Consider the following 24,778-nt stretch of genomic DNA (forward strand, 5'->3'; position numbering starts at 1 on the left):
TTCAAATCCACCCGCCCCACCAGCTCCTCCCCGAACAGGAACGGCAGCACGTAATACCCGTACTGCCGCTGCGCCGCCGGGGTGTAGATCTCGATGCGATAGCGAAAACCGAACAGGCGCTCGGTGCGGGCGCGCTCCCAGACCAGGGGGTCGAAGGGGGCGAGCAGGGCTCGGGCCGAGACGCGGCGGGGGATCGTGGCGTCGCGGTGGAGGTAGGCGGGGGGCCAGCCGGGCACCTCGGCCGGGAGCAGGATGCCCTCCTCCACCAGCCGGGCGATGGAAGCGGCGGCATCCGACGCGTCGAGGCGGAAATAGTCGCGGAGTTCCGACGCCGTGGCGAGGCCGAGCGCCCGGGCGGAGAGGGCGACCAGTTGGGCCTGCGCCTCCGCCTCCGGCATATCGGGCAGGGACAAAATCTCCGGCGGGATCACCCGCTCGGTGAGGTCGTAGACCCGCTCGAAGCTGCGCCGCCGCGTCGCGGTGGTGACGTGGCCGGCGTAAAAGAGCCATTCGAGCATGCGCTTGGGCTCGCTCCAGGCCCACCAGCCGGCCCGGCCGGTCTGGATGTCGGAGGCCGAGAGCGGGCCCTCGTCGCGAAGCCGCGCGAGCAGGGCCATCGCCTCGGGCCGGCGCTCGGTGGCGAAGGTCCGCATCGCCCGGTAGCCGGCCTCGCCCCGATCGGCCCGTTCCATGCGCCAGCGCAGGTGCGGGTGGAGGGAGAGCGGCAGCAGCGAGCATTCATGCGCCCAATACTCGAACAGCCGCCGGTCGCGCCTGGGGCCCCAGGCGCGGCGGTCGAGGACGCTCGTGTCGTAGGCGCCGAGCCGCGAGAAGGCCGGCAGGTAATGCGCCCGCACCAGGACGTTGACGCTGTCGATCTGGTGCAGGCCGAGCCGGTCGATCGTGGCGGCGAGGTGCCGGGGACCGGCTTTGGCAGGGCGTGCGGCGTGAAACCCTTGCGCCGCCAGGGCGACCCGGCGGGCTTCGCTGGGCGTCAGCCGCACGATCCCCATCAGGTCAGATCTTCCGCACGGCCCCGTGGGCGGCGCTGGTGGTCATGCTGGCGAAGGCCCGGAGCGCCGCGCTCACCTTGCGCTTCCTCGGCGCGGCGGGCTGCCAGCCCTTAGCGACTTGTGCGGCGCGGCGGCTTTCGATCTCGTCAGAAGAGACCGCGAGGTGGATGCGCCGGTTCGGGATGTCGATCTCGATCCGGTCGCCCTGCTCGACGAGGCCGATCAACCCGCCTTCCGCCGCTTCCGGCGAGACGTGGCCGATCGACAGCCCCGAGGAGCCGCCCGAGAAGCGCCCGTCGGTGACGAGGGCACAGGCTTTGCCGAGGCCCTTCGACTTCAGGTAGCTCGTCGGATACAGCATCTCCTGCATGCCGGGGCCGCCGCGGGGGCCCTCGTAGCGGATCAGCACCACCTCGCCGGCCTTGACCTTGCCGCCGAGGATGCCCTCGACCGCCGCGTCCTGGCTCTCGAAGACGTGGGCCGGGCCGGAGAAGCTGAGGATGCTGGCATCCACACCGGCGGTCTTCACGATGCAGCCGTCCTCCGCCAGGTTGCCGTAGAGCACCGCGAGGCCGCCATCCTGCGAATAGGCGTGGGCTGAATCGCGCACCACCCCGCCCTCGCGGTCGAGGTCGAGCTCGTCCCAGCGCGAGGCCTGGCTGAAGGCGACCTGGGTCGGGATGCCGCCCGGCGCCGCGCGGTAGAACTCGCGCACGCTCTCGCTGGTGGTGCGGGCGACGTCCCAGCGCGCCAGCGCCTCCTTGAGGGTGCCGGAGCCGACATTGCCGACATTCGTGTCGATCAGGCCGGCGCGGTCGAGCTCGCCGAGGATCGCCATGATGCCGCCGGCGCGGTGCACGTCCTCCATGTGGACGTTGGCCACCGCCGGGGCGACCTTGCACAAAACGGGCACCCGGCGCGACAGTCGGTCGATATCCGCCATGGTGAAGGGCACCTCGCCCTCGTAGGCCGCGGCCAAGAGGTGCAGCACCGTGTTGGTCGAGCCGCCCATGGCGATGTCGAGGGTCATGGCGTTCTCGAACGCCGTCATCGAGGCGATGGCGCGCGGCAGAACCGAAAAATCGTCCTGCTCGTAGTGGCGCTTGGCGAGATCGACGATGAGGTGGCCGGCCTCGACGAAGAGGCGCTTGCGGTCGGCGTGGGTCGCCAGCACCGAGCCGTTGCCGGGCAGCGAGAGCCCCAGCGCCTCGGTGAGGCAGTTCATCGAGTTCGCCGTGAACATGCCCGAGCACGAGCCGCAGGTCGGGCAGGCCGAGCGCTCGATCACCTGCACGTCCTCGTCGGAGACGCGGTCGTCGGCGGCGGCGATCATCGCGTCGACGAGGTCGACCTTCTTGATCCCGGTCGAGAGGTTGACCTTGCCGGCCTCCATCGGCCCGCCGGAGACGAAGACCACCGGGATGTTGAGGCGGAGCGCCGCCATCAGCATGCCGGGGGTGATCTTGTCGCAGTTCGAGATGCACACCATGGCGTCGGCGCAATGCGCGTTGACCATGTACTCGACCGAATCGGCGATCAGGTCGCGGGACGGCAGCGAGTAGAGCATGCCGTCGTGCCCCATCGCGATGCCGTCATCGACCGCGATGGTGTTGAACTCCTTGGCGACGCCGCCCGCCGCCTCGATCTCCCGCGCCACGAGCTGGCCGAGATCCTTGAGGTGGACGTGGCCGGGCACGAACTGCGTGAACGAATTCACCACCGCGATGATCGGCTTGCCGAAATCGGCGTCGGTCATGCCGGTGGCGCGCCACAGGCCGCGGGCGCCGGCCATGTTGCGGCCATGGGTGGTGGTGCGGGAGCGATAGGCGGGCATTGGAACTCTTCGAGGGTCGTTTCCCCTCGCGTCATGCCGCCGCCGGCCCGTCTCCCGCAAGTCCCATCGTTCGAGGAAGTCCCTGGATGCAGGGCAGGCCCGCTTTCGGCCGCTACTTCGAGCAGCCGATGCAGATACCCTTCATGATCGCGTCCTCGCGCTTGGCCTCCCGGCGCATCTGCGGGGAGACGGTGCCGGTCTCGTTCGGCCCGAGCGCGCCGGGCTTCGGCACCGTCTGGCCGGTGCCGGCGGTGTTGGGCGCCTTGATCGTCGAGGCCGGTCCGCCGCCGGTGCCGGTCTCGCTCACCTGGGCGAGAGCGGGGAGGGGGGCGAGGATCGCGAGGGCGAGAAGAGGGGCGAGGAAGCGGGCCGACATGGGGGTGGTCCTTCGTGAAACCTAGCCTGAGTCGACGCGGGGCACACGGCGAAGTTCCCGATTCGTGGTCACGCTCCGCGCGCCCGGACTCTTCCCCGCAGCGCGCCTCCCCTCTCCCGTGTGGGAGAGGGGCCTGGGGTGAGGGTGCTACGGTTCCGCAGAAAGCTTAAGCCGTCCCGCTGCCGGTACGATGGCCCGAGCTTTATTCGGAAACGTGTCACCCTCACCCCTACCCCTCTCCCACACGGGAGAGGGGATCCCGCGCTCGATTCTTGTAGGGATTTTCCCCGGACAAACCCGCCTCTGCGGGGGAGGGGCCGGGTGCGCCGGCTCCAGGACGTGGTGCGGCCGGCGAAAGCGGGGCCGGCCAACCTATATCCGCCTCCATGGATACCCCCGCCGAGAGCCGCCTCGATCGCCTGCGTCGCGCCGCCAGCGCCCGGCTCGGGCCGTTGCGCCACCTGCCCGCCCTGTTTCGCCTCGCGCTCGCGACCGATCCGCGGCTGACGGCGGCGAGCCTCGCCTTGCGCCTCCTGCGCGCCGGGCTGCCGGCCGTGATGCTCTACGTCGCCAAGCTCGTGGTCGATGCGGTGGTGGCGGGGCGGGCCGGGCCGCCGCCGGAGGCCGGGTGGCTGACCGATCCGCGGCTGCACCATCTCGGGCTCCTCGTCGGGATCGAGCTCGGGCTCGCGGTTCTGTCGGACCTCCTCGGGCGGGCGACCTCCTACGTCGACGGGGTGCTGGCGGAGAAAGTCGGCAACGCCACGTCCCTGCGCCTGATGACGCATGCCGCCTCCCTCGACCTGGAGCAGTTCGAGGACAGCGCGGTGCAGGACCGGCTCGAGCGGGCCCGGCGCCAGGTGGCCTGGCGCTCGAACCTGATCGGGCAATTGCTCGGCCAGCTCCAGGACCTCGTCACGGCGATCACGCTGGCGGTCGCGGTCGGCACGATGCTGCCGGGGCTGGTGCTGCTCCTGGTGCTGGCCCTGATCCCGGCCTTTCTCAACGAGCTGCACTTCAACGCCCGCGGCTACCGCCTGGCCTTCCGCCGCAGCCCGGACCGGCGCGAGACCGACTACCTGCGCTACCTCGGGGCCGACGCGGCGAGCGCCAAGGAGGTGAAGCTGTTCGGCCTCGCCGACCACCTCGCCGCGCGCTTTCGCGACCTCGCCGCCCGGCTGCTGGCCGAGAACCGGGAACTCGCCCGCCACCGGGCGCTCGCCGGCGGCGCCTTCGCGACCCTCGGCACGCTCGCCTACTACGCCGCCTACCTCGTCATCGCCGGGGAGGCGCTCGCCGGCACGCTCACCGTCGGCGACCTCACCTTCCTGGGTGGCGCCTTCCTGCGGCTGCGCGGCCTCGTCGAGGGGCTCTTGCTCGGCGCCTCGCAGGTGATGGGCCAGGCGCAGTACCTCGACGACCTCTTCTCGTTCTTCACCATCGCGCCGACCATCCGCTCGGGGAGCCGCCCGGTGCCGGAGCGCCTGCGCACGGGCTTCGTGTTCGAGGATGTGGGCTACCGCTATCCGGGCCAGAGCCGCTGGGCGGTGCGCCACCTCTCGCTCACGGTCGGGGCCGGCGAGGTGGTGGCGCTGGTGGGCGAGAACGGCGCCGGCAAGACCACGATCGTCAAGCTGCTCGCGCGGCTCTACGCCCCCACCGAGGGGCGCATCCTCCTCGACGGTCGCGACCTCGCCGAGTACGACATCGCGTCCCTGCGCGCCCGGATCGGCGTGATCTTCCAGGATTTCCTGCGCTTCGACTTCACCGCCGGCGACAACATCGCGGTCGGGCGCATCGAGGCGCGGGAGGACCGGGAGGGCATCGCGGCGGCCGCCCGGCGGGCGCTCGCCGATGCGGTGATCGAGCGGCTGCCGGCGGCCTACGACCAGCGCCTCGGCCGGCGCTTCGAGGACGGGGTCGAGCTGTCGGGCGGGGAGTGGCAGAAGGTGGCGATCGCCCGGGCCTACCGGCGCGACGCCGCGATGCTGGTCCTCGACGAGCCGACGGCGGCGCTCGATGCCGCCGCGGAGGCCGAGATCTTCCGCCGCTTCGCCGACCTCGCGGCGGGCCGCACCGCGCTCCTCATCTCGCACCGCTTCTCCACCGTGCGCCGGGCCGACCGGATCGTGGTGCTCTCCGGCGGCCGGGTGCTGGAGGAGGGCACGCATGCCGACCTCGTGGCCCGCGGCGGCCGCTACGCCGAGCTCTTCGAGCTGCAGGCGGCGGGCTACCGCTGAGGCGCCGCGATCCGGCCGCACGCCGCCTCGTAATCGGCGAGGTCGGCCGGATCGGTGATCGCCGCCCGGGCGGCCTGGTCGAGGCGCAGGGCCACCCGATCGACGGAGGCGGTCGCGTAGGGCCGGGCGTCGCGCAGGGCGGCGAGCGTCTTGGCGAGGCGGATCGTCACCTCGATCTCCCCCAGGCCCTCCCGGATCATCGGCCGGAAGGCGTCGGTCAGCATGTCGTCGAGCGTCGGCCGCGGGACGTGGACCGGGGGCCGCCCGGCCAGTTCCTCGCCCTCCGGCTCCTCGGGCGGGAGATTGAGGAGGACCCGCAGGAGGGCGTTCAGCACCTCGATCGCCGTGCCGGGATCGTTGGTGGCCGGCGAGAGCGCCCGGCTGGCGATCTCCGAGAGTGCGATCAGGCCCAGGCGCGGATCCTGGTCGAAGCGCCGGTGCCGCTCGATCGCGAAGGCCTTCGCCAGGGTCTCGGCCAGGGTCTCGGCGAGGCGCCCGTCGAGGCTCCGCCCGCTCTCGCCGGCGACGTGCAGCAGCGGCCGGGTCGGATGGACGAGGGTGCCCGGCAGGGCCGCGACGTGCACCCGCACCCCGTGCTCCTCCGCGAGTGCCCCGAGCGCGGCGACGTCGATATGGGTGACGTAGCCGGTCTCCTCCGCGAAGACCGCCGTCGCGCCGGCCGGCACCGCGACGGCGGGGCGGCCGCCGAGCCGCGGATCGGCCGCGAAGGCCCGCATCGCCTCGGCGGCGGCCTCCTCGACGCGGTCGATCACGTCGCCCATGCGGCCGAAGCCGGTGATGTGGCCGATCCAGCGCAGCAGCGTCACCACCACCACGGCGACGACCAGCACGGTGCCGGAAAACAGGACCACGCGCCCGCTGTCGCCGTAGACGCTCGATTGCAGCCCGATGATGCCGACCACCGAGAACACGAAGGCGCCCAGGAAGGTCGAGAGCGCGTTCTGCGAGGTCGGGTCGCCGATCAGGAGCTGGGTCGCCCGCGGCGTCGCCAGCTGGGTCGCCGAGCCGTAGGCGCTGACCATCGCGGTGAGCGAGAAGGTCGTCACCGCCAGCATGCTGGAGGCCATGATCTGAAGGATCGTCCCGACCGCGTCCTGCCCCACTTGGGCGTGCAGGTCGTCCGGCAGGAACGGGCCGACGAAGGCGGCCACCAGGGCCAGGCCCACGCCGAACAGGCTGATCAGCGCCGCCCGGAACCAGACCTGCCGGATGACCCGCCTGCCGATCCACGCCCAACGGCCCATCTGCGTCCACCCCTCCTCGTATCCGGCGGGTGGAACTAGAGCACTTCACGATCGCGTTGCAATCGCGAAGCGCTCTCTAAGTCTTTGCTTTGCCGCATTTTCTTCGACGAACCGGCATCCACTTCGTCGGAAAATGCTCAAGGACGGCCCTACCCCAAGGTCAGGGGTCAGGGATGTGTCGGCCGCCCTCAATGGTCCGGGCCGTCGTCCTGCCCGGCCCGGTCGCGGTCGAGCTGGCGCATCAGCTCGGCGAGGCGCGGATCGAGCCCCTCGTCGAGCACGGGCTCGTAGAGAGCCTGGAGGTAGCGGCCGAGCCGCTCCCGGCTCGCCGCGTCGAGGCTCGGGGCGGCGCCCGACGGCTCGCGCAACCCGGGCGTATCGGAATCGGATGCGATCATCGGTCCTACATTTGGCGCGCGGGCCGGCGCGGCAAGTCTCGCATGGCCGTCTTTGATCGAATCCTTTGTCCAGGCCCGACCGCGCGCCCGGGGCCGGGTCGAAGCGAGACCGTGCGCCGCAACCCGGGAACCGGTGCTGCGGGCCTCCGTTGGCGGACGGATGCCGGCTTCCGGACCGGCCGCACGGACCGGCCGCGACGGCCGGTCCCCCACTGCCGGCCCCTTGAGGGGCGACCGGCGCTCGAAGGGACTCGATCGACGATGCGCCTCGCTACCCCGCTGATCCTCGCCTGCGGCCTGTCCGCCGCCGCCCTGGCTCCCGCCCTCGCCCAGGACCGGCCGCCGGCCCTCCTCATCCACGGCAATTACTGCGGCCCGGGCAACAACGCGCCGCTGCCGCCGATCGATGCCCTCGACGCGGCCTGCGCCCGGCACGATGCCTGCACGCCCCGCGGCGGGCTGGCCTCGCCGGCCTGCAACGCCCGCCTGCAGCGGGAGGCGAGCCTGATCGCCCGGGACCCGCGCCAGCCGGAGGACCTGCGCGACGCCGCCGGCTTCGTCGCCTTCGCGGCCGGCATGATGCCGTCGCGGTCCCGGGTCGCCTCCTCCACGCCGGCGTTGCGCACGATCGGGCACACCGTGCCGATGCCGACGGTCGACGGGGACGACGAGTAGCCCGCCGCGTCAGAGCGGAGAGGCGACGCCGGTCAGCGATTCCGACAGCGCCCAGAGCCGCGCTGCCGCATCCGGGTCGCGGGCATGGGGTTCGATCCTCGCCGGGCCCGGGGATCCGCGAATCTCCCATGGCCCGTCCGGGCCGTAATAACCGCCGCCCTCGGCCTCGGGCGCGGTGGCGGCGTAGAGGAGAGGCAGGGCGCCGCGCGCCGCGGATTGGCCGAGGAGCCCGAGGAGACCCTTGCCGATGCCGGCCGCCAGCGGCCCGGCCCGGTCGCCGCGCCGGGCGATCGCCGTCGCGGCCAGCCCCGGATGGGCCGCGACCGACCGGACGGACGAACCGGCGGCGCGCAGGCGACGGTCGAGTTCGAGGGCAAACATCAGCATCGCGAGCTTGGTCTGCCGGTAGGTCGATTGCGGGCCGTACCCGTGGCGCCTCTGCAGGTCGTCGAAGGCGATGACGCCCGACCGGTGGGCGATGCTCGCCACCGCGACCACCCGCGCCCCGGGGCCGCTCCGGAGATGCGGCAGCAGCAGCCCGGTCAGGGCGAAGTGGCCGAGATAGTTGGTGGCGAACTGGCGCTCGAACCCGTCCTCGGTCTCCTCGCGCCGCGGCACCGCGGCGATGCCCGCATTGAGAAGCAGGATGTCGATCGGCCTCGCCTCGGCGCGCCACTCCGCCGCGAAGGCCCGTACCGAGGCGAGACGCGCGGTGTCGAGGAGGCGGAACGCGACCTCCGCCCCCGGATGGGCGCGCCGGATCGCGCGCGCCGCGTCCTCCGCCCTGCCGGCGTCCCGAGCGGCGATCACGACTTCGGCCCCGGCCCCGGCCAGCGCGAGCGCCGCCTCGTAGCCGATGCCGCTCGTCGCCCCGGTGACGAGCGCGCGGCGCCCGGCCTGGGACGGGATCAGGGCGGTGGTCCAGGGCATTCGTGGCGGCTCCGTGGGCGGGTGGGTGTCCCCGAGATGGGGGTGTGGCGGGCCGCGGGAAGGGCCGGCGGACCGGGCGCGCGGATCGAAACGGTGCGCCCGCACGTTCCTTGCTTGCCAGATGCCCGAGGAACTCCAAGGACGCGAGAAACGACCCGTATGATCGGCCGGCTCTTCTCGACCCTGCGCGCACCGCCTCCCGGCGAGGATACCCCGCAGGATGCCGTCCTGGCGGCCCCGCCGGAGGAGACGGCCCGCTTCGCCCCGATGGTGCCGCTCATGCCTCCGTCCGCCGTCAACGACGATCCCGAGGGCGCCCTGTGCGACGCCGTCGAGGCGGCGTTGCGCGATGCCGGCTACCTGCCGGAGCCGCCCGCCGCGTGAGGGAGCCGGCCGGTGAATAGCCGTCCGGCTCCCTCCGTGAGGTCCGATGGGGCGAGATGGGCGGCGATCGTGTCTGCCATCCGCGCGCCGAGCCAGTCCGCCAGCCGCCGTTCCGGCCCGTCCGGCGCCATGGGGTGCTCGGTCAGGGCGACGTAGCGGCTGCCGTCCGTCCGGAAGGGGTGCCGCGCCACGAGGCGCCCTGCGCGGAGGTCGTCCGCCACCATGTGGAGCGAGGCCAGGGCGACGCCCTGGCCTGCGATGGCCGCCTCGAGTGCCAGGGAGAAGTGCTCGAACTGCACGTCCGGCCCGCCGCGGAAGGACGGATGCCCCCGCCGCCGCCAGGCCGGCCAGGCGTCGGGCCGGCTCCGCGTGTGCAGAACCGGCAGGTCGGCGGCATCCGCGAGAGCGGGTGCGCAGACCGGCGCCATCGCCTCGGGGGCAAGGACCCGAACGGCGAGGTGGCCAGTGATCGGAAAGTCGTCCCGGCGGATCGCGACGTCGACGCGATCGCGCCGCAGGTCGATCCGCCCGCCAGCAGCGAGCACACGGATGTCGAGACCGGTCGCGGCACGCAGGGCCGGCAGGCTCGGGATCAGCAGGCGCAGGCACAGGGTCGGCTCGCAGGAGACGACGAGGGGCCGGTCGTCGTCCCGGCGGGCGAACTCGGCCAGGGTGTCGTCGAGCTGCGCGACGATCGCCGAGAGCCGGCCGGCGAGCCAGCGGCCCCGTCCGGTGAGGAAGAGGCCACGGTTGCGCCGCTCGAACAGGGGCTCACCCAGTTCGACTTCCAGGATGCGGATCTGCTTGCTGACGGCGCCGTGGGTCACATGCAGCTCGGCTGCCGCCGCGACGAGGCTGCCGTGGCGCGCCGCCGCCTCGAAGGCGCGCAGGCTCCCGAGCGGCGGTAGGCGGTGGCGGCGGATCTCCGTCATCCTGTGAGCAATCCTCACGCATTTCCGCGAGATCGTTTCGATTTTCGCGATCGATCCGCCGTGGTCCTGTCCCCAAGCGCCCTGCAGCGCAAGAGCCGCGCCGCCGACGGCGGCGGATTGAGGGGAAACCAGGATCATGGTCGACACCACCGGGGAGGCCCTGCTCATCGCCTCCGTCATCTGCCTCGCGGTGCTGAGCCCGGGGGCGGATTTCGCGGTCGTCAGCCGCAACAGCTGCCTGTTCGGCCGCCGTGCCGGGCTCGCGGCGGCGACCGGCATCGCGCTCGCCTGCTGGTTCCACATCGCCTACGCGATGGCCGGGGTGGCCTTGGTCCAGCGCGTCGCCCCGGGCGCGCTCGACGTCGTCAGGATCGCGGGCGCGGCCTACCTGATCTATATCGGCCTCGCGACCGCCGCGACCCGGATGGCGACGGCGGATGCGACCGCCGCGCACCGGTCCCTCGCCCGCGACGTCGCGACGGGCGTCCTGACCAACAGCCTCAACCCTAAGACCTCGCTGTTCGTGCTGAGCCTCTACAGCCAGCTGATCGGGGCGCAGACATCGCTGTCGGTCCAGCTCGCCTGGGGCGCCTTCATCTCGCTGTCGCATTTCGCCTGGTTCGCGACGGTGTCGGTCTTCCTGTCGCGGGAGGCGGTGCGCGCCGCGGTGCTGCGGCGCCAGCGCGTCCTGCGGATGGCGATCGGCGCCGTACTGGTCGGCCTCGGCGTGGCGCTCCTCCTTACCCGCCTCGATCCTGCGCTCGGGACGGTCTCATGAGAGGATCACGGTGCCCGGAGGCCTGGCGATGCCGAGCCCGCGCGCCTGCCGCGGGAGGTGAGATACAGCGTGTCGAACGCCGCGCCGTCGACCAGCGCCGCGGCGCCGGGCTGGCCCATCTCGGCGTAGGACCGGTCCATGGTGTCGGTGCCGCGCGGGGAGAGGGCGAAGACCCGCGGCCTCACGGCCAGACCCTGATCGTCACCGCCCGCCGCACGAGGTCGCGGTCGGACGTGATCTCGCAGCCCTTGGTCTTGAGCGTGACATAGAAGAGCGTCGCGGCGTCGCCCACCGTGTCGAAGTTGCGGCCCGGCGCGGCGGGATCGATGAGGGAAGGGTAGCTGACGAGCGCGCCGCCCGACCCGCAGGGATCGTCGTAGAGGGTGGACCCGGCGATCAGCAGGCGCGGCACGTCCCAGGCCAGCAGGTCGCGCGAGGTGCTCCAGTAGATGCCCGAGCGCGGGAAGACGCCGCCGGCGGCGGCCTGGAACACCGCGATCCAGGCGCCGGTGCCGCGATGGCGGCTGACCGAGCCGACCGGGGCCGGGAACGGCGCCACCGGAGCGCAGGCGCCGCTCGCTTTCGCGCCCTTGAGGTAGGGGTTGGGGAAGCGGGCGGAAAAGTCCTTGCCGTCATAGGCCCGCCAGCGGGCGGGGTCGCTCACGTCGTCGCTGCGAAACAGGCAGACGCCGAAGGGCTGGCCGGCCCAGCCGGTGGTCGAGGCGTAGAAGTAGCGGTAGCGGCCGTCGGCGACGATGTTCGAGGGGTTGAAGAAGCCGCGGTGGCGGCCCTGCTCGACCTCTTGGCGGAAGGGGGGCGCCGCCACGACCGTCGGCGGCGTCGCACGGGTGAAGCTGCGCCCGCCGTCGGAGGAGCGGGCGGCCAGCACGGCGTTGTACCAGCAGGCGAGCACCCCGGTGGTGCGGCAGCGGCCGTGCTCGTCGGCGTGGTACTCCTCGTGGAGCAGGGCCTCGATCCGCCGGCCGTCCTCGGTCCAGGTGGCGGTGATCCAGGTCCGGTCGTCGAAGGCCTCGGGCTCCGGCTTGAAGGCGGAATCGAGCACGATCGTGCAGTCGAGCGTCAGGCTGTCGAAGTCGCGCCCGCGCAGCGCCCGGTTGCGGTAATGCATGCCGAACAGCGCGATTCCCCCGTCGGCCTCGCGGAGCGCGCGGGCGGGCGCGTCCGGCACGTCGTGCCCGTCGCAGGCGTCGCGGCCGGCCTTGAACACCGTGCGGGGCGCGCCGACCAGGGTCAGCGCCGAGAGCGGCGGCTCGGCGGCACGGGCGGCGGCCGTCACGGCCGCGACGCAGAGACACGCGAGGAGGAGGCGGAGGAGCATGCGGCGTCCCTGGACTTGGCCTTGAAGCCTGCGCCAGAGTGCTTGCGGCTTGCTTGCGGCCTTTCCGCGAATCGCGCCTTTGTCCCGTTAAGGTTTTCCCCCGATGCTGCTCCTGCTCGCCGGCCTCGTACTCTTCCTCGGCACCCACGCCTTCACGATGCTGCGCGGGCCCCGCGCCGCCCTGATCGGGCGGGTGGGGGAGGGGCCCTACAAGATCGGCTACTCGGTCGCCGCGCTCGCCGGCCTCGTGCTGCTCGGCTACGGCTACGGCCAGTACCGGGCGCACGGCTACATCGAGGTCTGGTCGCCTCCGGTCTGGACCCGGCACCTCGCCCTGCTGCTGGTGCTCCTCGCCTTCATCTCCTTCGTGGCCGCCTACCTGCCGGGCCGGATCAAGGCGCGGCTCAAGCACCCGATGCTGCTCGGGGTGAAGATCTGGGCGACGGCCCACCTTCTCGCCAACGGCGACCTCGGCTCGATCATCCTGTTCGGGACGATCCTGGCCTGGGCGGTGATGACCCGCATCAGCGCCAAGCGCCGGGACGAGGTGCGGCCGCATGGCGGCCCCGCCGTGGCGCCGGCCGGCTGGCGCAACGACGCGCTCGCCGTGGTCATCGGCGTCGCCGCCTGGTTCGTGTTCGCCCGGGTGCTCCACCCCTGGCTCATCGGCGTCGCGGTCTGGCCGGGCCAGGCCTGAGGCGCTCCCAGCCTGATCGCATGTCAGGCCGGACTTCCCGCCGGGCAGGCCTGACTTCCCGCCACGACTGTGCTACGCGACCGGCCCTGTCGCATGGTCGCGGCGAAGAGCCCATCGGCTCACTGGTGGCGGCGAGCCAAGAGATCGAGCCAAAGAGATCATGAGCGAGAACGAGTTCATCCGCGAGGTCAACGACGAGTACCGGCGCGACCGCCTGGCCCAGATCTGGTCGCGCTACAGCGGCGTGTTCATCGGTCTCGCGGTGCTGGTGGTGCTGGGCGTCGGCGGCTGGCGCTACTGGCAGCATGCGCAAGCCCAGCAATCCGAGGCGGCGAGCCTGCGCTTCGAGGAGGCCCTGCGCCGCGCCAAGGACGGCACGCCCGAGGATGCCGAGAAGGCCTTCGCGGGCGTGGTCGCCGATGCGCCGTTCGGCTACCGCCTGCTGGCGCGCCTGCGGGCCGCGGCCGAGGCCGGCAAGGCCGATCCGGCGACGGGCGCCAAGGCCTACGCGGCCATCGCCGACGACACCGCGGTCGGCCAGTCGCTGCGCGACCTCGCCCGCCTGCGCGGGGCGCTCCTCCTCGTCGACAAGGACGACGCCACCGCGCTCAACACGCTCCAGAGCCTCGCCGCCCCGTCGAGCGCCTTCCGCCACACCGCCCGCGAGACGTTGGGCCTCGTGGCCCTGAAGAAGGGCGACTTCGAGGGCGCCGGCCGCTGGTTCGACCAGATCGCCGCCGACCGCGAGACCCCCGCCGGCCTGCGCCAGCGCCTCGAGATCTATGTCGGCCTGGTGGCCGGCGGTCCCGTGCAGGTGACCGCGGCGGCGGCCCCGGCTCCGGCCGCGCCGCGCCCGCCGACCTTCCTCGGGACCGCCGCGCCCGATCACGAGGCCCACGAGGAGGCCCCGGCTTCCGGGACGTCGGCACCCGAGACTCCTGGACCCGAGACTCCTGCACCCGAGAAGACCCCCGCGCCCGAGGCTCCGGCTCCTGCGACGCGATAAGCAGATTTCGCCGAACTGGACACCGGCTCGTCGACAGGACACGCGGCACAGCCGATAACCCGGAGAAGCGCCCGATCGCACGGCGATCGGGCGCTCCTCCGGAGATCCCCATAGCGCGGGGCGTTTGCGTCCCGCATCATCACCTCGACAGGGCGGCGCGCCTCGCGGCGTGCCCGCCCGCTGCTATTTTTTAGGAAGACATCCATGTCGATGCCCATCGTCGCGATCGTCGGGCGTCCCAACGTCGGCAAGTCGACGCTGTTCAACCGTCTCGTCGGCCGCAAGCTCGCCCTCGTCGACGACCGGCCGGGCGTGACCCGCGACCGGCGCGAGGGCGAGGTGCGCCTCGGCCACCTGCGCTTCCGCATCCTCGACACCGCCGGGCTGGAGGAGGCCGAGGCCGATTCGCTCGCCGGCCGGATGCGCGCCCAGACCGAGGCGGCGATCGCCGAGGCCGACGCCGTCCTGTTCGTGATCGATGCCCGCGCCGGCCTCCTGCCCGCCGACCAGCCCTTCGCCGAACTGGTCCGCCGGTCCGACAAGCCCGTGATCCTGCTCGCCAACAAGGCCGAGGGCGGGGCCGGCATGGCGGGCGCCTACGAGGCCTTCGCGCTGGGCTTGGGCGATCCCGTCCCGCTCTCGGCCGAGCACGGCGAGGGCATGGGCGACCTTCTCGACGCGCTCGAAGCGGTGCTGCCGGAGCAGGACGACGACGACGACGAGGAGGGCGGCGAGGGCAAGCCGCTCAAGGTCGCGATCGTCGGCCGCCCGAATGCCGGCAAGTCGACGCTGATCAACCGGATGCTCGGCGAGGACCGGCTGCTCGTCGGCCCCGAGGCCGGCATCACCCGCGACTCGATCTCGCTCGACTGGGAGTGGCGCGGCCGGCGGATCAAGCTGCACGACACCGCCGGGATGCGCCGCCGCGCCCGGATCGACGACAAGCTGGAAAAGCTCGCGGTCTCGGACGGGTTGCGCGCCGTGCGCTTCGCGGAGGTCGTGGTGGTGCTCCTCGACGCCACGATCCCGTTCGAGAAGCAGGACCTGACCATCGTCGACCTCGTCGAGTCGGAGGGGCGCGCCCTCGTCATCGGCCTCAACAAGTGGGACCTCGTCGCCGACCAGCCGGGGCTTTTGAAGGAGCTGAAGGAGAAGGCGACGCGCCTGCTGCCGCAGGTCCGCGGCGCCGCGGTGGTGCCGCTCTCGGGTCTCGCCGGCGAGGGCATCGACCGGCTGATGCACGCCGTGACCTCGACCGCCGAGGTGTGGAACCGCCGCGTCTCGACCGCGAAGATCAACCAGTGGCTCAGCGAGGCGACGCAGGCCAACCCGCCCCCGGCGGTGTCCGGCCGGCGCATCAAGATTCGCTACGCCACGCAGGTGAAGTCGCGTCCGCCGCACTTCGCCCTGTTCGGCAACCAGCTCGACGCACTGCCGAAATCCTACACCCGCTACCTCGTCAACAGCCTGCGCGAGGCCTTCGAGCTGCCGGGCGTGCCGATCCGCCTGTCGCTCCGGACCTCGAAGAACCCGTTCGACAAGAGCGAGTAGGGCAGGGGTGCGGCGTCAGCGCGGCTTCTGGTCGGCGGGGAGGTTGCGGGCGTAGGCCTCGCGCTCCTCCTTCTCGCGGATCATCTTCTCGTAGGCCGCCTTGGCCTCGGGCGACACCGTGAGGGTGCGCGCCTGCGCGGTCTTGCGCTTGGGCGCACGCTTGAACCGGTCGGTGGATTCGCTCATCGCTCGACAACCCGCGTCTGACTGGTTGCCGACGGATCTACCGTGTTCGCGCCGTCTTGGCGACCGGCAATGACCGAGCGGCAGGCCGGATCGGCGGAGTTCGTCGGGCGCGCCCTTTCGCGCCGGCCCGTTCGGCCCCGCCCGGGCATGATCCATTCTGCCGGACGGCCGGCAAGAGCGGAAATATCGTGCATGATCTGACGATGATAGTGGCGCGACTTGGAGACTTTTGAAGCAGGCCGGCCGGCGAACGATACAATATCGTATCGTATACACATCCCGCCTTAACCGGCGGATCGATAGCGTCGTCTCCTGGGATCAATGCGGAGTGCGTGGCCGAGCGGGGCCGCGACAATCGTGCATCGGGAGCCGATCATGCGCGCCTTCAACGACCTCTCGCTCCTCGCCAAGCTCGCCCTGCCGGCGGCCCTCGTGCTCCTCGTCGCGGTCGGCCTCGTCGGGCTCGCCCGGAGCGGGCTCGACGCCCTGGGAGAGACGACGCGCGAGATCGTCGACGTGCGCACCAACCGGGCGGTGGCGGCGCAGCGGGTCGCGAACGCCGTCGCCGAGGCGGCGATCGCCCAGCGCAGCGTCATCATCGAGGGCAGCGACGAGGTTCGACAGACCCTGGCCCAGCAGCACCGGGCGGCGGAGGAGTCGGCCGCGGCGCAGGCCGAGCGGCTCGTGACCCTCGCGGCGACCGCGGAGGAGCGGGCGCAGGACGAAGCCCTGCGCAAAGGCGTCGCCGATTACCTCGCCTTCTCGGCCAAGGTGGTGACGAACGCCCAGCAGGGCATGACCGATGTCGCCTTCGCGCTCTCGAGCGAGCAGGATGCCGGACGGCGCGCCAAGGCGGCCGCGTCCATCGACGCACGGGTTCAGGCGACCCTCGCCGATCTCGCCGCCGCCCGGGACGCGGCCGAGGCCGCCGCCGCCGCGACCAAGACGCGCCTGACCCTCGTCGCCGCGCTCGGGCTCGTCCTCGCCTTCTCGGTCCTCGCGGCCATCGCGGTCCTGGGGATCGCCCGGCCGCTCGCCCGGACGACCCGGGCGATGAACGCCCTCGCGGCGGGCGACCTGTCGGTCGCGGTGGCGGGCACCGGGCGCCGCGACGAGATCGGGGCGCTCGCCCGGGCGCTGCAGGTGTTCAAGGATTCGGCCGGCGAGATGCGCCGCCTGACCGAGCGCGAGAGCGAGCACAAGGAGGCCGCCGCGCGTCGCGCCGCGCTTGTCGACGGGCTGGCACGGGATTTCGAGGCCAAGGTCGGGTCCCTGTCCCGCGACCTCGCCGGGGCCGCCGGCACCATGGAGGCCGCCGCCCGGGCGATGACGGCGGGAGCCGAGGCCGGGGCCGGGCGCACCGATGCGGCCGCGGGCGTGGCCCAGCGGACCTCCGGCCATGTCCACGCCGTCGCCGCGGCGAGCGAGCAGATGACCGCGGCGATCCAGGAGATCGTCGGGCAGGTCGCCCAGACCTCCCGCATGGCCGGGCAGGCGGTGGAGGATGCCCGCCGCACCGATGCCACGGTCGGTCCCCTGTCGGTTGCCGCCGAGCGCATCGAGCGCGTCGTCTCGGTCATCGCCGACATCGCCGCGCAGACCAACCTGCTCGCGCTCAACGCCACCATCGAGGCGGCCCGCGCCGGGGCGGCGGGCCGCGGCTTCGCGGTGGTCGCCACCGAGGTCAAGGCGCTGGCCGGCCAGACCACCCGGGCGACGGACGAGATCACCGGCGAGGTCGCGGCGATCCAGGCGGCCACCCGGGCCGCCGTCGCCGACATCCAGCGCATCGGCCTCGTGATCGGCGAGATGTCGGCCTCCGCGGCCTCCGTGGCGGCGGCGATGGAGGAGCAGGGTGCGGCGACCCAGGAGATCGCCCGCAGCGTCGGCGAGGCGGCGCACGGTACCGGCCACGTCACCGAGACCCTGGGCGACCTGCGCCGGGAGGCCGGCGAGACCGGCGCCGCCGCCGGACGGGTCCTCGACGCGGCCCTCTCCCTGTCGCACCATTCCGAGGGACTGACCCGCGAGGTCGGCGGGTTCCTGGCGGCCGTGAAGGCGGCGTGAGCCGTCTTCATCCTGGGATCGGGGTCGAAACGGCTTGGCTTGTGCGGGGCGGGACTGCGTTCGATCCCTTGCAGACGAGCGGCCCCTTTGCCGGTAGAACCTGCTGCATGAGGGAACACACGAGCATCCATGTGCGGCGCGCCGATCATGTCGGCTTCGCGGTCGGCTCCCTCGACGAGGCACTTCGGTTCTGGATCGACGGGCTCGGCGCACGCCTCGTGCGGACGGGCGAGATGGGGGGCGAGTTCCTCGGTCAGGTCACCGGAGCGCATGGGGCGACGGTGCGCCTCGCGATCGTTTCGCTGGCGGATCAGACGATCGAACTCCTGGAGTATCGGGGTCCGGACCGACCAAGCGTGCCAGCCAAGCCGTTCGACCCAGGCTTCGCGCATCTGGCCCTTGTGGTCGATGACATCGACGCGCTCCTGGTGCGGATCGCCGCCTACGGCTGGACGGCGCAAGGCACGCCGCAGCCGATCGCGAGCGGTGCGCGGGCTGGAACGCGGGTGATCTACGCCGTAGGCCCCGATGGCGCGACGATCGAGTTCATGCAGCCGTCAGCTCCCGCCCAGGATCCCTGATCCCGCCGGGCGAGGGGCCGCTTTCCACCGTCAGTGGCCCTCCGCGAGGTCGAGCTGACGAGGTTTCGACCCCAGCGCAAGCCGGCTGCGCCGGGGCGGCTCAGTCCGCCAGGTAGGCCGCCAGCTCCTCCGGCGCCCCCGTCGGAAACGTCTCCCGCAGGTGCTCCAAAAAGGCCGAGACGCGGGCGCTGAGGAGCCGCCGCGACGGGTAGAGCGCCCAGAGCGCGATGTCCGATCCCGCCACGTCGCCCCAGGAGACCAGCCGGCCGGCAGCGAGGTCGTGGGCCACGAGGGAGACCGGCAGGCGCGCGGCGCCGAAGCCGGTGCGCACCGCGTCGCGGATCATCACCAGCGACGACAGGGCGAGCACCGGCGCGACGGCGAGCGATGCGCCGTCCGCCAGGGTCCAGACCACCCGGTCCTCCATCGCCCGGACCACCGCCGGGACGCACGCGCCCTCCGCGGGGCGCGGCAGGCCGGGAGCCGCCACCACCACCATCCGGTCGCGCAGGAAGGCCCGCCCGACCAGGCTCTCGTCCCGGTCCGGGTTGACCCGGATCACCAGGTCGTAGCCCTCCTCGATCATGTCGACGGCCCGGTCCTCCGTCGTCACGGACAGGCGGACCTCCGGGTATTTCAGCGCGAAGTCCGCTGCCACCTTGCCCATGGCGACCTGCGAGAACAGCAGCGGCGCGCTGATGCGCAGCCGGCCCCGGGCCCGGGCCCCGCCCGCCGCGATCGCCGCCGCCGTCTCGTCGAGTTCGGTCAGGAGCGCGCCGGCCCGCTCGTGGAGGGCGCGCCCCTCCTCGGTCAGCGTCAGGACCCGGGCGCCGCGCTCGAACAGGCGCAGGGCCAGACTGGCCTCGAGCTCCGCGACCCGCCGCGACAGGGTCGCCTTCGGCCGACCGCTCGCCCGGGCGGCGCGACCGAACCCGCCGTGGCGGGCGACGAGGGTGAAGTCGGCCAACGCCGGCAGGTCCATCCGGTCCCCCGAAGCAATCGTTCCACCTACGAGACGGTGCGTCCCGATCGAACGCCTATCCGCCCATCACTGGATCGCCGATCGTCCGGGTGTGTTCAACGACGAACCCGGAGCCATCCCATGACGATCCTCGTGACAGGCGCCACCGGCACGGTCGGCCGCCAGGTGATCCGGCAGCTCGCGCGACGCGGCGCCGATATCCGCGCCCTCGTTCGCGACCCGGCCAAGGCGGACCTCCCGGCGGGCGTCCCGGTGGCGACGGGCGACTTCCTCGACGTCGACGCGATGCGCGCCGCGCTGTCGGGCGTCTCCACCCTGTTCCTGCTCAACGCGGTGGTACCCGACGAATTCACCCAGAGCCTGGTGACGCTCAACCTCGCCCGCGAGGCCGGGATCGCCCGGGTGGTCTACCTGTCGGTGATCCACAGCGACCTTTTCGTGAACGTGCCTCATTTCGCGGGCAAGTCCGGCGTCGAGCGGATGATCGACGGGATGGGGTTCGAGGCCACCATCCTGCGCCCGGCCTACTTCATCGACAACGACCGCACGGTCGCCGACGTGGTCATGACCCACGGCGTCTACCCGATGCCGATCGGCCACAAGGGCCTGGCGATGATCGACGCGCGCGACATCGGCGAGATCGCCGCCCTCGAACTGATCCGCCGCGAGCAGGGCGCCGCGCCGCCCGCCCGCCTCACCCTCGTCGGCCCCGAGACCCTGACCGGGCCGGACGTCGCGGGACTCTGGGCGGAGGTGCTCGGCCGCCCGGTCGCCTATGGGGGTGACGACACGGCCGGGTTCGAGGGACGCCTGCGGGCCTTCATGCCGCCCTGGATGGCCTTCGACATGCGGCTGATGGCCGAACGCTTCCAGACCGACGGGATGCTCCCGGAGGCGGGCGACCGCGAGCGCCTGACCGCGATGCTGGGGCGCCCCCTGCACACCTACCGCGACTTCGCCACGACCGTCGCGGCCTCCGCCTGACCGCGATCCCGAAGGGGGACGGCCGTGATCGGCTCGACCGCCACCGTTCCGCCCCGTTGGCCATAGGGGCTGGCTCAGTCCCGCAAGCGACGGGGGCGGGTATCGGTCCCGGCCCCGTCTCACCAGCGACAGGGGTCGGGCGTCAGTCCCGGCCCCGTCTCACCAGCGACAGGGGTCGGACGTCAGTCCCGGCCCCGTCCCACCAACCAAGCCGGATCGAACCAGCGGTCGGCCTCGCCGTCATAGGGCAGGCGGGTGATGTCCCATTGCTGGATGAACGGCGCGTAGACGTTCCAGACCGCGATGCCGCCGCCGACATAGACGCGCCGGCCGGGATAGCGCGCCAGCACCGCCCGCGGGTCCTCGTGCGAGCGGATGATCGCGATCGTCCGGTCCCGATAGGCGAAGTCCGGCACCGCCTCGATGGTCTTCGGCCCGGCGATCAGCACGTGGCCCTGCGTGACCGCGAAGAACCGCGTCACGTCCTCGACGTAGAGCGGATCGGTGTTGCCCTCCCAGGGCAGCCGCCCGTGGAGGCCGAGCTGGCCCCGCTGCCCGATGGCGCACATCGCCCGCACGTCGATCATCGGCTCTCGGTCCCCCCGGCCGCCCACCCGGACGGGGCCGCGGCGCGCCCCGCCTGATAGCCCGTCGGACGGGCGCGGGCCAGCCGGTCGAAAGCCGTCACGACCCGGTGCCCGTCCGGACCGGCGCGGCGGCCTCCGCCCCGACGAGGCTGCCGTCCTCGTCGCGGATCGCCTCGATCACGGCATCGGTCGAGAACGACGTGCCGTCGCGGCGGAGGCGGCAGCCCCGGGTTCGAACCGCCGGTCTCGCGCTTGGCCCGTTCCGCCCGACGATCGACAGTGCGGCGGGGGCGACACTCTGATGATGGGTGGGCCGGCGGCGATGACCCACGAACACGGACGGGGCGACAGGGGCGATCGCGCGACGTCTGGACCGACGTCTCGCTCTCGGCGCCATGAGGCGAGAGGTCGGACCCCCTGTGAGCAGGGCAAGTGCGCCCTGATCGGCACGATCGATTGCCCGCGGTCGACACCGATCGCGGGCTCGTTCGCTCAGGCCGGCTTCTGCGGCGTCAGGACGCGGCCGGTCGGGAAGTCGAAGATGGTGCCGCTCCCGGTCCAGTCCGGGCTCGCGAGCCGGACGATGTGGGGCGCCAGATCCTCCGGGGTGCGCAGCGTCTCCGGGTCCTCGCCCGGCATCGCGGCCTTGCGCATCGCGGTGCGCAACGGCCCGGGATTGAGCAGCATGGCCCGTACCGCCGTGGTCTCCGTCTCCGCCGCGTAGGTGCGCACCAGCGCCTCGAGCGCCGCCTTCGACACCGCGTAGGGCCCCCAATAGGCCCGGCACGACGAGGCCGCGCCGGAGCTGACGAACACCGCCCGCCCCGCATCGGAGCGGCGCAGGAGCGGATCGAGGGAGCGGATCAGGCGCCAGTTCGCCGTGACGTTGACGTCCATCACGGTCGCCCAGACCTTCGGGTCGATGTGGCCGAGCGGCATCAGCTTGCCGAGCACGCCGGCATTGCCGACCAGGATGTCGAGCCGGCCCCACCGCTCGTTGATCGCCGCGCCGAGCCGGTCGATGGCGTCGTAGTCGCACAGGTCGAGGGGGACGAGGGTGGCCGAGCCGCCCGCCGCCCGCACCGAATCGTCGAGCTCTTCGAGCGCGCCTTGCGTCCGCGCGACCGCGATGACGTGGGCGCCGGCCTCGGCGAGCGCCAGGGCCGCCGCGCGGCCGATGCCGCGCGAGGCCCCGGTGACGACCGCGATGCGATCCGCGAGGGATTTGTGGGCGAGAGGGGTGTCGGTCATCGGGTCGGTCGGCTCGGGATCGATCGGCTTGGTGGCGGCCACCCCTGGGAGGGCCACCTCGGATTCGGCCGGCTTGTGCGTCTGGCCGCCTTGGGCGTTTGGCCGCCTCGGGTTCAGTCGGCCTCGGCGAGGAGCGCCATGCGGCGCGGCGAGGCGACCGCGAGGTCGGTCAGCGCCGTCGGGTAATCGCCGGTGAAGCAGTGGTCGGTGTATTGCGGGCAGGCCGCGTCGCGGCTCTCCTCGCCCATCGCCCGATAGAGCCCCTCGATCGACAGGAAGGCGAGCGAGTCGGCGCCGATATACTCGCGCATGCTCTCGAGATCGTGGGTGGCGGCGAGCAGCTTCTCCTTCTCCGGCGTGTCGATGCCGTAGAAGTCGGGATGGGTGATCGGCGGCGAGGCGATGCGGAAATGCACCTCGCGGGCGCCGGCCTCGCGCATCATCCGGACGATCTTCACCGAGGTGGTACCGCGCACCAGGCTGTCGTCGACGAGCACGATGCGCTTGCCCTCGACCGCGGCGCGGTTGGCCGAGTGCTTCATCCGCACGCCCAGCTCGCGCACCGACTGGGTCGGCTGAATGAAGGTGCGGCCGACATAGTGGTTGCGGATGATGCCGAGCTCGTAGGGCAGCCCGGTCTGCTGGGCGTAGCCGAGCGCCGCCGGCACGCCGGAATCCGGCACCGGGATGACGATGTCGGCCTCGGCCGGCGATTCCTTGGCGAGTTCCAGGCCGATACTCTTGCGCACGGCGTAGACGCTCTTGCCGTTCACGGTCGAATCGGGCCGGGCGAAGTAGATGTACTCGAAGATGCAGGGGCGGAGCGGCTGTGCCCGGGCGAAGCGGATCGACTCGATGCCGTCTTCCGAGATCACCACCATCTCGCCGTTCTCGACGTCGCGCACGAAGCGGGCGCCGATGATGTCGAGCGCGCAGGTCTCGGAGGCCAGGATGTAGCGGCCGTCGAGCTCGCCGAGCACCAGCGGGCGGATGCCCAGCGGATCGCGGGCGCCGATCAGCTTCTTGTTCGTCATCATCACGAGGGCGTAGGCGCCCTCGATCTGGCGCAGCGCGTCCATCACCCGGTCGACGATGCGGACGTGGCGCGAGCGGGCGACGAGGTGGAGGATCGCTTCCGTATCGGAGGTCGACTGGCAGATCGCGCCGTCGCGCACGAGCTGGCGGCGCAGCAGGAGGCCGTTGGTCAGGTTGCCGTTATGGGCGACCGAGAGGCCGCCGGTCTCAAGCTCCGCGAAGAGCGGCTGCACGTTGCGCAGGATCGTCTCGCCGGTGGTCGAGTAGCGGACGTGGCCGATCGCGGTCTGGCCCTTCAGGCGCTCGATCGTGGCGAGGTCGGAGAACGAATCGCCGACGAGGCCCATGCGGCGCTCGGAATGGAAGACCCGGCCGTCGAACGACACGATGCCGGCCGCCTCCTGGCCGCGATGCTGCAGGGCGTGCAGGCCGAGCGCCACGATCGCCGAGGCATCCGGATGGCCGTAGATGCCGAAGACGCCGCATTCCTCGCGCAGGGTGTCGCCGTCGAGGTCGAGATCGCCGCCGAACGCCTCGCTCGTCCCGGGGGCGCCCCGGAAGGTTTCGCTGCGTGCTGACATGATGAGAAGCCCCTGGTGGCCGGTCACCGCACGGCCTCGCCTCGCCGACCCCGCGCGTCCCGTGACGGTCGCCGCGCGGGCCTGATTCGCCTCGAGCGAAGCAGGAACCGGACCGCCCGCATCCGATGCGTTGCGTCCGATCGTTTGCCTCGCCGCCGGCTATGTAATCGCTGCCTTCGGCGGAACCAAGGCGTCAAAGGTGCGTTGCGGGGCTTACCTCACATGCAAAGGACGCCGGTCGGGCGTCCTTGGCGGGGTGTGTCCTTCGTGTGCGGTCTCAGCGCCGCGGGCTCGCATCGGTGCGCCGCTGGGGCGGGGCGTCGGCCTCCGCCGGCGCGTCGGTGCCGGGATCGACCTCGGGCTTGGGCTTGCGGAACTGCTTGAGCAGGCCTTCCGGATTGTCCGGCAGCATCGCCACCAGCTTCTGGCCGCTGTTTTCCAGGATCTCGCGGCTGCGGGCCTGCTGGGCCCAGTCCGGCACCTTGCCCTGGACGAGCCAGGCCAGGAACACCCAGCCGATGACGCAGATCAGGAAGCCGCGTCCCGCCCCGAAGGCGAGGCCGAGGCTGCGGTCGACCGCGCCGATGCGCGAATCGAGGATCAGGTCCGAGATCTTCACGGTGATCACCGAGACCACCAGCAGGGTGACGAGGAAGATCGCGGCGATCGACACCACCAGCGAGACGGTGTCGCTGGAGACGTGCTGCTTCACGGTCGGCAGCAGGAGCGGGTGCAGGGTCCAGGCGAGGCCCGCCGCCGCGACCCAGGCCACGATCGCCAGAACCTCGCGGGTGAAGCCCCGCACCGCCGCGAGCAGCGCGGAGATGACGACGACGCCCAGCACGACGAGATCGAGAACGGAGAACGGCATTGGCAGGAACAGGTTCGGGGGCGGGAGCGTTGGCTCGGGTCGCGGCTGCCCGGCACCGCCGGGGTTGTATACGCTGCCCGATGCGCTTCGTCACCCTGCACTCGCAGAGCCGATGATGCGGCGCGGCGGGACGCCCTTCGTTGCTGTCACAGCCTGTTCGATGGCCCGCTCCCGTTGGCCAGGACCTCACCTCGTCATCCTGGGGCCGCGAAGCGGAACCCGGGATCCAGAACCG

General features: G+C 72.2%; 24 protein-coding genes and 1 pseudogene. 10 read left to right on the forward strand and 15 right to left on the reverse strand.

The window, feature by feature from the left end:
- From QR78_RS02735 to QR78_RS02745, 3 genes are all read right to left on the reverse strand, one after another.
- On the reverse strand, positions 1-1,013 hold a 1,013-nt coding region (locus QR78_RS02735; protein WP_048425959.1), incomplete at its 3' end, for a winged helix-turn-helix domain-containing protein.
- A 4-nt stretch (positions 1,014-1,017) separates the two neighbouring features.
- Entirely contained in the window at positions 1,018-2,847 is a 1,830-nt protein-coding gene (ilvD, locus tag QR78_RS02740; RefSeq protein ID WP_048425960.1) for a dihydroxy-acid dehydratase, read from the reverse strand.
- A gap of 112 nt (positions 2,848-2,959) precedes the next feature.
- Entirely contained in the window at positions 2,960-3,223 is a 264-nt protein-coding gene (locus QR78_RS02745) for a hypothetical protein (RefSeq protein ID WP_048425961.1), read from the reverse strand.
- A gap of 386 nt (positions 3,224-3,609) precedes the next feature.
- Here QR78_RS02745 and QR78_RS02750 point away from each other — a divergent pair, with 386 nt between their 5' ends.
- Positions 3,610-5,463, forward strand: a complete 1,854-nt coding sequence (locus tag QR78_RS02750; protein ID WP_048425962.1) for an ABC transporter ATP-binding protein — start codon at positions 3,610-3,612, stop codon at positions 5,461-5,463.
- On the opposite strand, the gene QR78_RS02755 is transcribed toward QR78_RS02750, so the two are convergent.
- Both QR78_RS02755 and QR78_RS02760 read right to left on the reverse strand, forming a co-directional pair.
- On the reverse strand, positions 5,454-6,728 hold the full coding sequence (locus tag QR78_RS02755) for a DUF2254 domain-containing protein (RefSeq protein WP_048425963.1): 1,275 nt from the start codon (positions 6,726-6,728) through the stop codon (positions 5,454-5,456). The two genes, QR78_RS02750 and QR78_RS02755, sit on opposite strands and share 10 nt — an antisense overlap.
- 188 nt (positions 6,729-6,916) lie before the next feature.
- Positions 6,917-7,126 (reverse strand): hypothetical protein, encoded by a 210-nt coding sequence (locus QR78_RS02760; protein WP_048425964.1) that lies wholly within the window; start codon positions 7,124-7,126, stop codon positions 6,917-6,919.
- A 261-nt stretch (positions 7,127-7,387) separates the two neighbouring features.
- On the opposite strand from QR78_RS02760, the gene QR78_RS02765 reads away from it, so the two are divergent.
- The gene (locus QR78_RS02765; protein ID WP_048425965.1) at positions 7,388-7,801 is read left to right on the forward strand and encodes a phospholipase A2 family protein; all 414 of its coding nucleotides are present in this window, start codon (positions 7,388-7,390) and stop codon (positions 7,799-7,801) included.
- Positions 7,802-7,810: 9 nt separating this feature from the next.
- On the opposite strand, the gene QR78_RS02770 is transcribed toward QR78_RS02765, so the two are convergent.
- Positions 7,811-8,731, reverse strand: coding sequence for an oxidoreductase (locus tag QR78_RS02770; RefSeq protein ID WP_048425966.1), 921 nt, complete (start codon positions 8,729-8,731; stop codon positions 7,811-7,813).
- A gap of 159 nt (positions 8,732-8,890) precedes the next feature.
- Here QR78_RS02770 and QR78_RS02775 point away from each other — a divergent pair, with 159 nt between their 5' ends.
- On the forward strand, positions 8,891-9,115 hold the full coding sequence (locus QR78_RS02775) for a hypothetical protein (protein ID WP_048425967.1): 225 nt from the start codon (positions 8,891-8,893) through the stop codon (positions 9,113-9,115).
- On the opposite strand, the gene QR78_RS02780 is transcribed toward QR78_RS02775, so the two are convergent.
- A complete protein-coding gene (locus QR78_RS02780) occupies positions 9,088-10,047 on the reverse strand; it encodes a LysR family transcriptional regulator (protein WP_048425968.1) in 960 nt (319 codons plus the stop codon). The two genes, QR78_RS02775 and QR78_RS02780, sit on opposite strands and share 28 nt — an antisense overlap.
- A gap of 136 nt (positions 10,048-10,183) precedes the next feature.
- Between QR78_RS02780 and QR78_RS02785 the strand changes: the two genes are divergently transcribed.
- Complete coding sequence (locus QR78_RS02785) at positions 10,184-10,825, forward strand: LysE family translocator (protein WP_048425969.1); 642 nt, start codon at positions 10,184-10,186, stop codon at positions 10,823-10,825.
- Between the two features lie 5 nt (positions 10,826-10,830).
- Here the strand turns inward: QR78_RS02785 and QR78_RS02790 are convergent, their stop codons facing one another.
- Both QR78_RS02790 and QR78_RS02795 read right to left on the reverse strand, forming a co-directional pair.
- The gene (locus tag QR78_RS02790) at positions 10,831-11,010 is read right to left on the reverse strand and encodes a hypothetical protein (protein WP_048425970.1); all 180 of its coding nucleotides are present in this window, start codon (positions 11,008-11,010) and stop codon (positions 10,831-10,833) included.
- Positions 11,007-12,164, reverse strand: a complete 1,158-nt coding sequence (locus QR78_RS02795) for a hypothetical protein (protein WP_048425971.1) — start codon at positions 12,162-12,164, stop codon at positions 11,007-11,009. The genes QR78_RS02790 and QR78_RS02795 overlap by 4 nt, the downstream gene beginning before the upstream one ends.
- Positions 12,165-12,267: 103 nt before the next feature.
- On the opposite strand from QR78_RS02795, the gene QR78_RS02800 reads away from it, so the two are divergent.
- From QR78_RS02800 to der, 3 genes and pseudogenes are all read left to right on the forward strand, one after another.
- Complete coding sequence (locus tag QR78_RS02800; protein ID WP_048425972.1) at positions 12,268-12,861, forward strand: NnrU family protein; 594 nt, start codon at positions 12,268-12,270, stop codon at positions 12,859-12,861.
- A gap of 157 nt (positions 12,862-13,018) precedes the next feature.
- Positions 13,019-13,720, forward strand: a pseudogene (locus QR78_RS02805) (tetratricopeptide repeat protein); the annotation flags it as partial.
- A gap of 351 nt (positions 13,721-14,071) precedes the next feature.
- On the forward strand, positions 14,072-15,418 hold the full coding sequence (gene der, locus QR78_RS02810; protein WP_048425973.1) for a ribosome biogenesis GTPase Der: 1,347 nt from the start codon (positions 14,072-14,074) through the stop codon (positions 15,416-15,418).
- A gap of 15 nt (positions 15,419-15,433) precedes the next feature.
- Here the strand turns inward: der and QR78_RS35415 are convergent, their stop codons facing one another.
- Positions 15,434-15,604, reverse strand: coding sequence for a hypothetical protein (locus QR78_RS35415; RefSeq protein ID WP_165602025.1), 171 nt, complete (start codon positions 15,602-15,604; stop codon positions 15,434-15,436).
- A 375-nt stretch (positions 15,605-15,979) separates the two neighbouring features.
- Between QR78_RS35415 and QR78_RS02815 the strand changes: the two genes are divergently transcribed.
- Positions 15,980-17,671 carry a methyl-accepting chemotaxis protein gene (locus QR78_RS02815; protein ID WP_048425974.1) on the forward strand — a complete coding sequence of 564 codons (1,692 nt, stop codon included), beginning with the start codon at positions 15,980-15,982 and terminating at the stop codon, positions 17,669-17,671.
- A 131-nt stretch (positions 17,672-17,802) separates the two neighbouring features.
- Positions 17,803-18,252: a VOC family protein gene (locus QR78_RS02820; protein ID WP_244276593.1), complete on the forward strand. Its 450-nt coding sequence runs from the start codon at positions 17,803-17,805 to the stop codon at positions 18,250-18,252.
- A gap of 100 nt (positions 18,253-18,352) precedes the next feature.
- On the opposite strand, the gene QR78_RS02825 is transcribed toward QR78_RS02820, so the two are convergent.
- Positions 18,353-19,234, reverse strand: a complete 882-nt coding sequence (locus QR78_RS02825; protein ID WP_048425976.1) for a LysR family transcriptional regulator — start codon at positions 19,232-19,234, stop codon at positions 18,353-18,355.
- A gap of 120 nt (positions 19,235-19,354) precedes the next feature.
- Between QR78_RS02825 and QR78_RS02830 the strand changes: the two genes are divergently transcribed.
- Complete coding sequence (locus QR78_RS02830) at positions 19,355-20,218, forward strand: SDR family oxidoreductase (RefSeq protein WP_048425977.1); 864 nt, start codon at positions 19,355-19,357, stop codon at positions 20,216-20,218.
- Positions 20,219-20,400: 182 nt separating this feature from the next.
- Here QR78_RS02830 and QR78_RS02835 read toward each other — a convergent pair whose 3' ends face one another.
- From QR78_RS02835 to QR78_RS02850, 4 genes are all read right to left on the reverse strand, one after another.
- On the reverse strand, positions 20,401-20,805 hold the full coding sequence (locus tag QR78_RS02835; protein WP_048425978.1) for a dihydrofolate reductase family protein: 405 nt from the start codon (positions 20,803-20,805) through the stop codon (positions 20,401-20,403).
- A 492-nt stretch (positions 20,806-21,297) separates the two neighbouring features.
- Positions 21,298-22,056, reverse strand: a complete 759-nt coding sequence (locus tag QR78_RS02840; RefSeq protein WP_048425981.1) for an SDR family NAD(P)-dependent oxidoreductase — start codon at positions 22,054-22,056, stop codon at positions 21,298-21,300.
- Between the two features lie 113 nt (positions 22,057-22,169).
- Entirely contained in the window at positions 22,170-23,672 is a 1,503-nt protein-coding gene (purF, locus tag QR78_RS02845; protein WP_048425982.1) for an amidophosphoribosyltransferase, read from the reverse strand.
- 277 nt (positions 23,673-23,949) lie between these two features.
- On the reverse strand, positions 23,950-24,543 hold the full coding sequence (locus tag QR78_RS02850; protein ID WP_048425979.1) for a CvpA family protein: 594 nt from the start codon (positions 24,541-24,543) through the stop codon (positions 23,950-23,952).
- Between the last annotated feature and the right edge of the window lie 235 nt (positions 24,544-24,778).

The organism is Methylobacterium indicum, from assembly GCF_001043895.1.
In the GTDB taxonomy this organism is placed as follows: domain Bacteria; phylum Pseudomonadota; class Alphaproteobacteria; order Rhizobiales; family Beijerinckiaceae; genus Methylobacterium; species Methylobacterium indicum.

Excerpts from the sequence above, each read along its gene's own strand:
- QR78_RS02755 (WP_048425963.1), bottom strand. The coding sequence starts at position 6,728 with ATGGGCCGTTGGGCGTGGATCGGCAGGCGGGTCATCCGGCAGGTCTGG.
- QR78_RS02825 (WP_048425976.1), bottom strand. The coding sequence starts at position 19,234 with ATGGACCTGCCGGCGTTGGCCGACTTCACCCTCGTCGCCCGCCACGGC.
- QR78_RS02835 (WP_048425978.1), bottom strand. The coding sequence starts at position 20,805 with ATGATCGACGTGCGGGCGATGTGCGCCATCGGGCAGCGGGGCCAGCTC.
- ilvD (WP_048425960.1), bottom strand. The coding sequence starts at position 2,847 with ATGCCCGCCTATCGCTCCCGCACCACCACCCATGGCCGCAACATGGCC.
- QR78_RS02765 (WP_048425965.1), top strand. The coding sequence starts at position 7,388 with ATGCGCCTCGCTACCCCGCTGATCCTCGCCTGCGGCCTGTCCGCCGCC.
- QR78_RS35415 (WP_165602025.1), bottom strand. The coding sequence starts at position 15,604 with ATGAGCGAATCCACCGACCGGTTCAAGCGTGCGCCCAAGCGCAAGACC.
- QR78_RS02850 (WP_048425979.1), bottom strand. The coding sequence starts at position 24,543 with ATGCCGTTCTCCGTTCTCGATCTCGTCGTGCTGGGCGTCGTCGTCATC.
- QR78_RS02780 (WP_048425968.1), bottom strand. The coding sequence starts at position 10,047 with ATGACGGAGATCCGCCGCCACCGCCTACCGCCGCTCGGGAGCCTGCGC.
- QR78_RS02775 (WP_048425967.1), top strand. The coding sequence starts at position 8,891 with ATGATCGGCCGGCTCTTCTCGACCCTGCGCGCACCGCCTCCCGGCGAG.
- der (WP_048425973.1), top strand. The coding sequence starts at position 14,072 with ATGTCGATGCCCATCGTCGCGATCGTCGGGCGTCCCAACGTCGGCAAG.
- QR78_RS02800 (WP_048425972.1), top strand. The coding sequence starts at position 12,268 with ATGCTGCTCCTGCTCGCCGGCCTCGTACTCTTCCTCGGCACCCACGCC.
- QR78_RS02785 (WP_048425969.1), top strand. The coding sequence starts at position 10,184 with ATGGTCGACACCACCGGGGAGGCCCTGCTCATCGCCTCCGTCATCTGC.
- QR78_RS02840 (WP_048425981.1), bottom strand. The coding sequence starts at position 22,056 with ATGACCGACACCCCTCTCGCCCACAAATCCCTCGCGGATCGCATCGCG.
- QR78_RS02770 (WP_048425966.1), bottom strand. The coding sequence starts at position 8,731 with ATGCCCTGGACCACCGCCCTGATCCCGTCCCAGGCCGGGCGCCGCGCG.
- QR78_RS02750 (WP_048425962.1), top strand. The coding sequence starts at position 3,610 with ATGGATACCCCCGCCGAGAGCCGCCTCGATCGCCTGCGTCGCGCCGCC.
- QR78_RS02745 (WP_048425961.1), bottom strand. The coding sequence starts at position 3,223 with ATGTCGGCCCGCTTCCTCGCCCCTCTTCTCGCCCTCGCGATCCTCGCC.
- QR78_RS02760 (WP_048425964.1), bottom strand. The coding sequence starts at position 7,126 with ATGATCGCATCCGATTCCGATACGCCCGGGTTGCGCGAGCCGTCGGGC.
- QR78_RS02830 (WP_048425977.1), top strand. The coding sequence starts at position 19,355 with ATGACGATCCTCGTGACAGGCGCCACCGGCACGGTCGGCCGCCAGGTG.
- QR78_RS02815 (WP_048425974.1), top strand. The coding sequence starts at position 15,980 with ATGCGCGCCTTCAACGACCTCTCGCTCCTCGCCAAGCTCGCCCTGCCG.
- purF (WP_048425982.1), bottom strand. The coding sequence starts at position 23,672 with ATGTCAGCACGCAGCGAAACCTTCCGGGGCGCCCCCGGGACGAGCGAG.
- QR78_RS02795 (WP_048425971.1), bottom strand. The coding sequence starts at position 12,164 with ATGCTCCTCCGCCTCCTCCTCGCGTGTCTCTGCGTCGCGGCCGTGACG.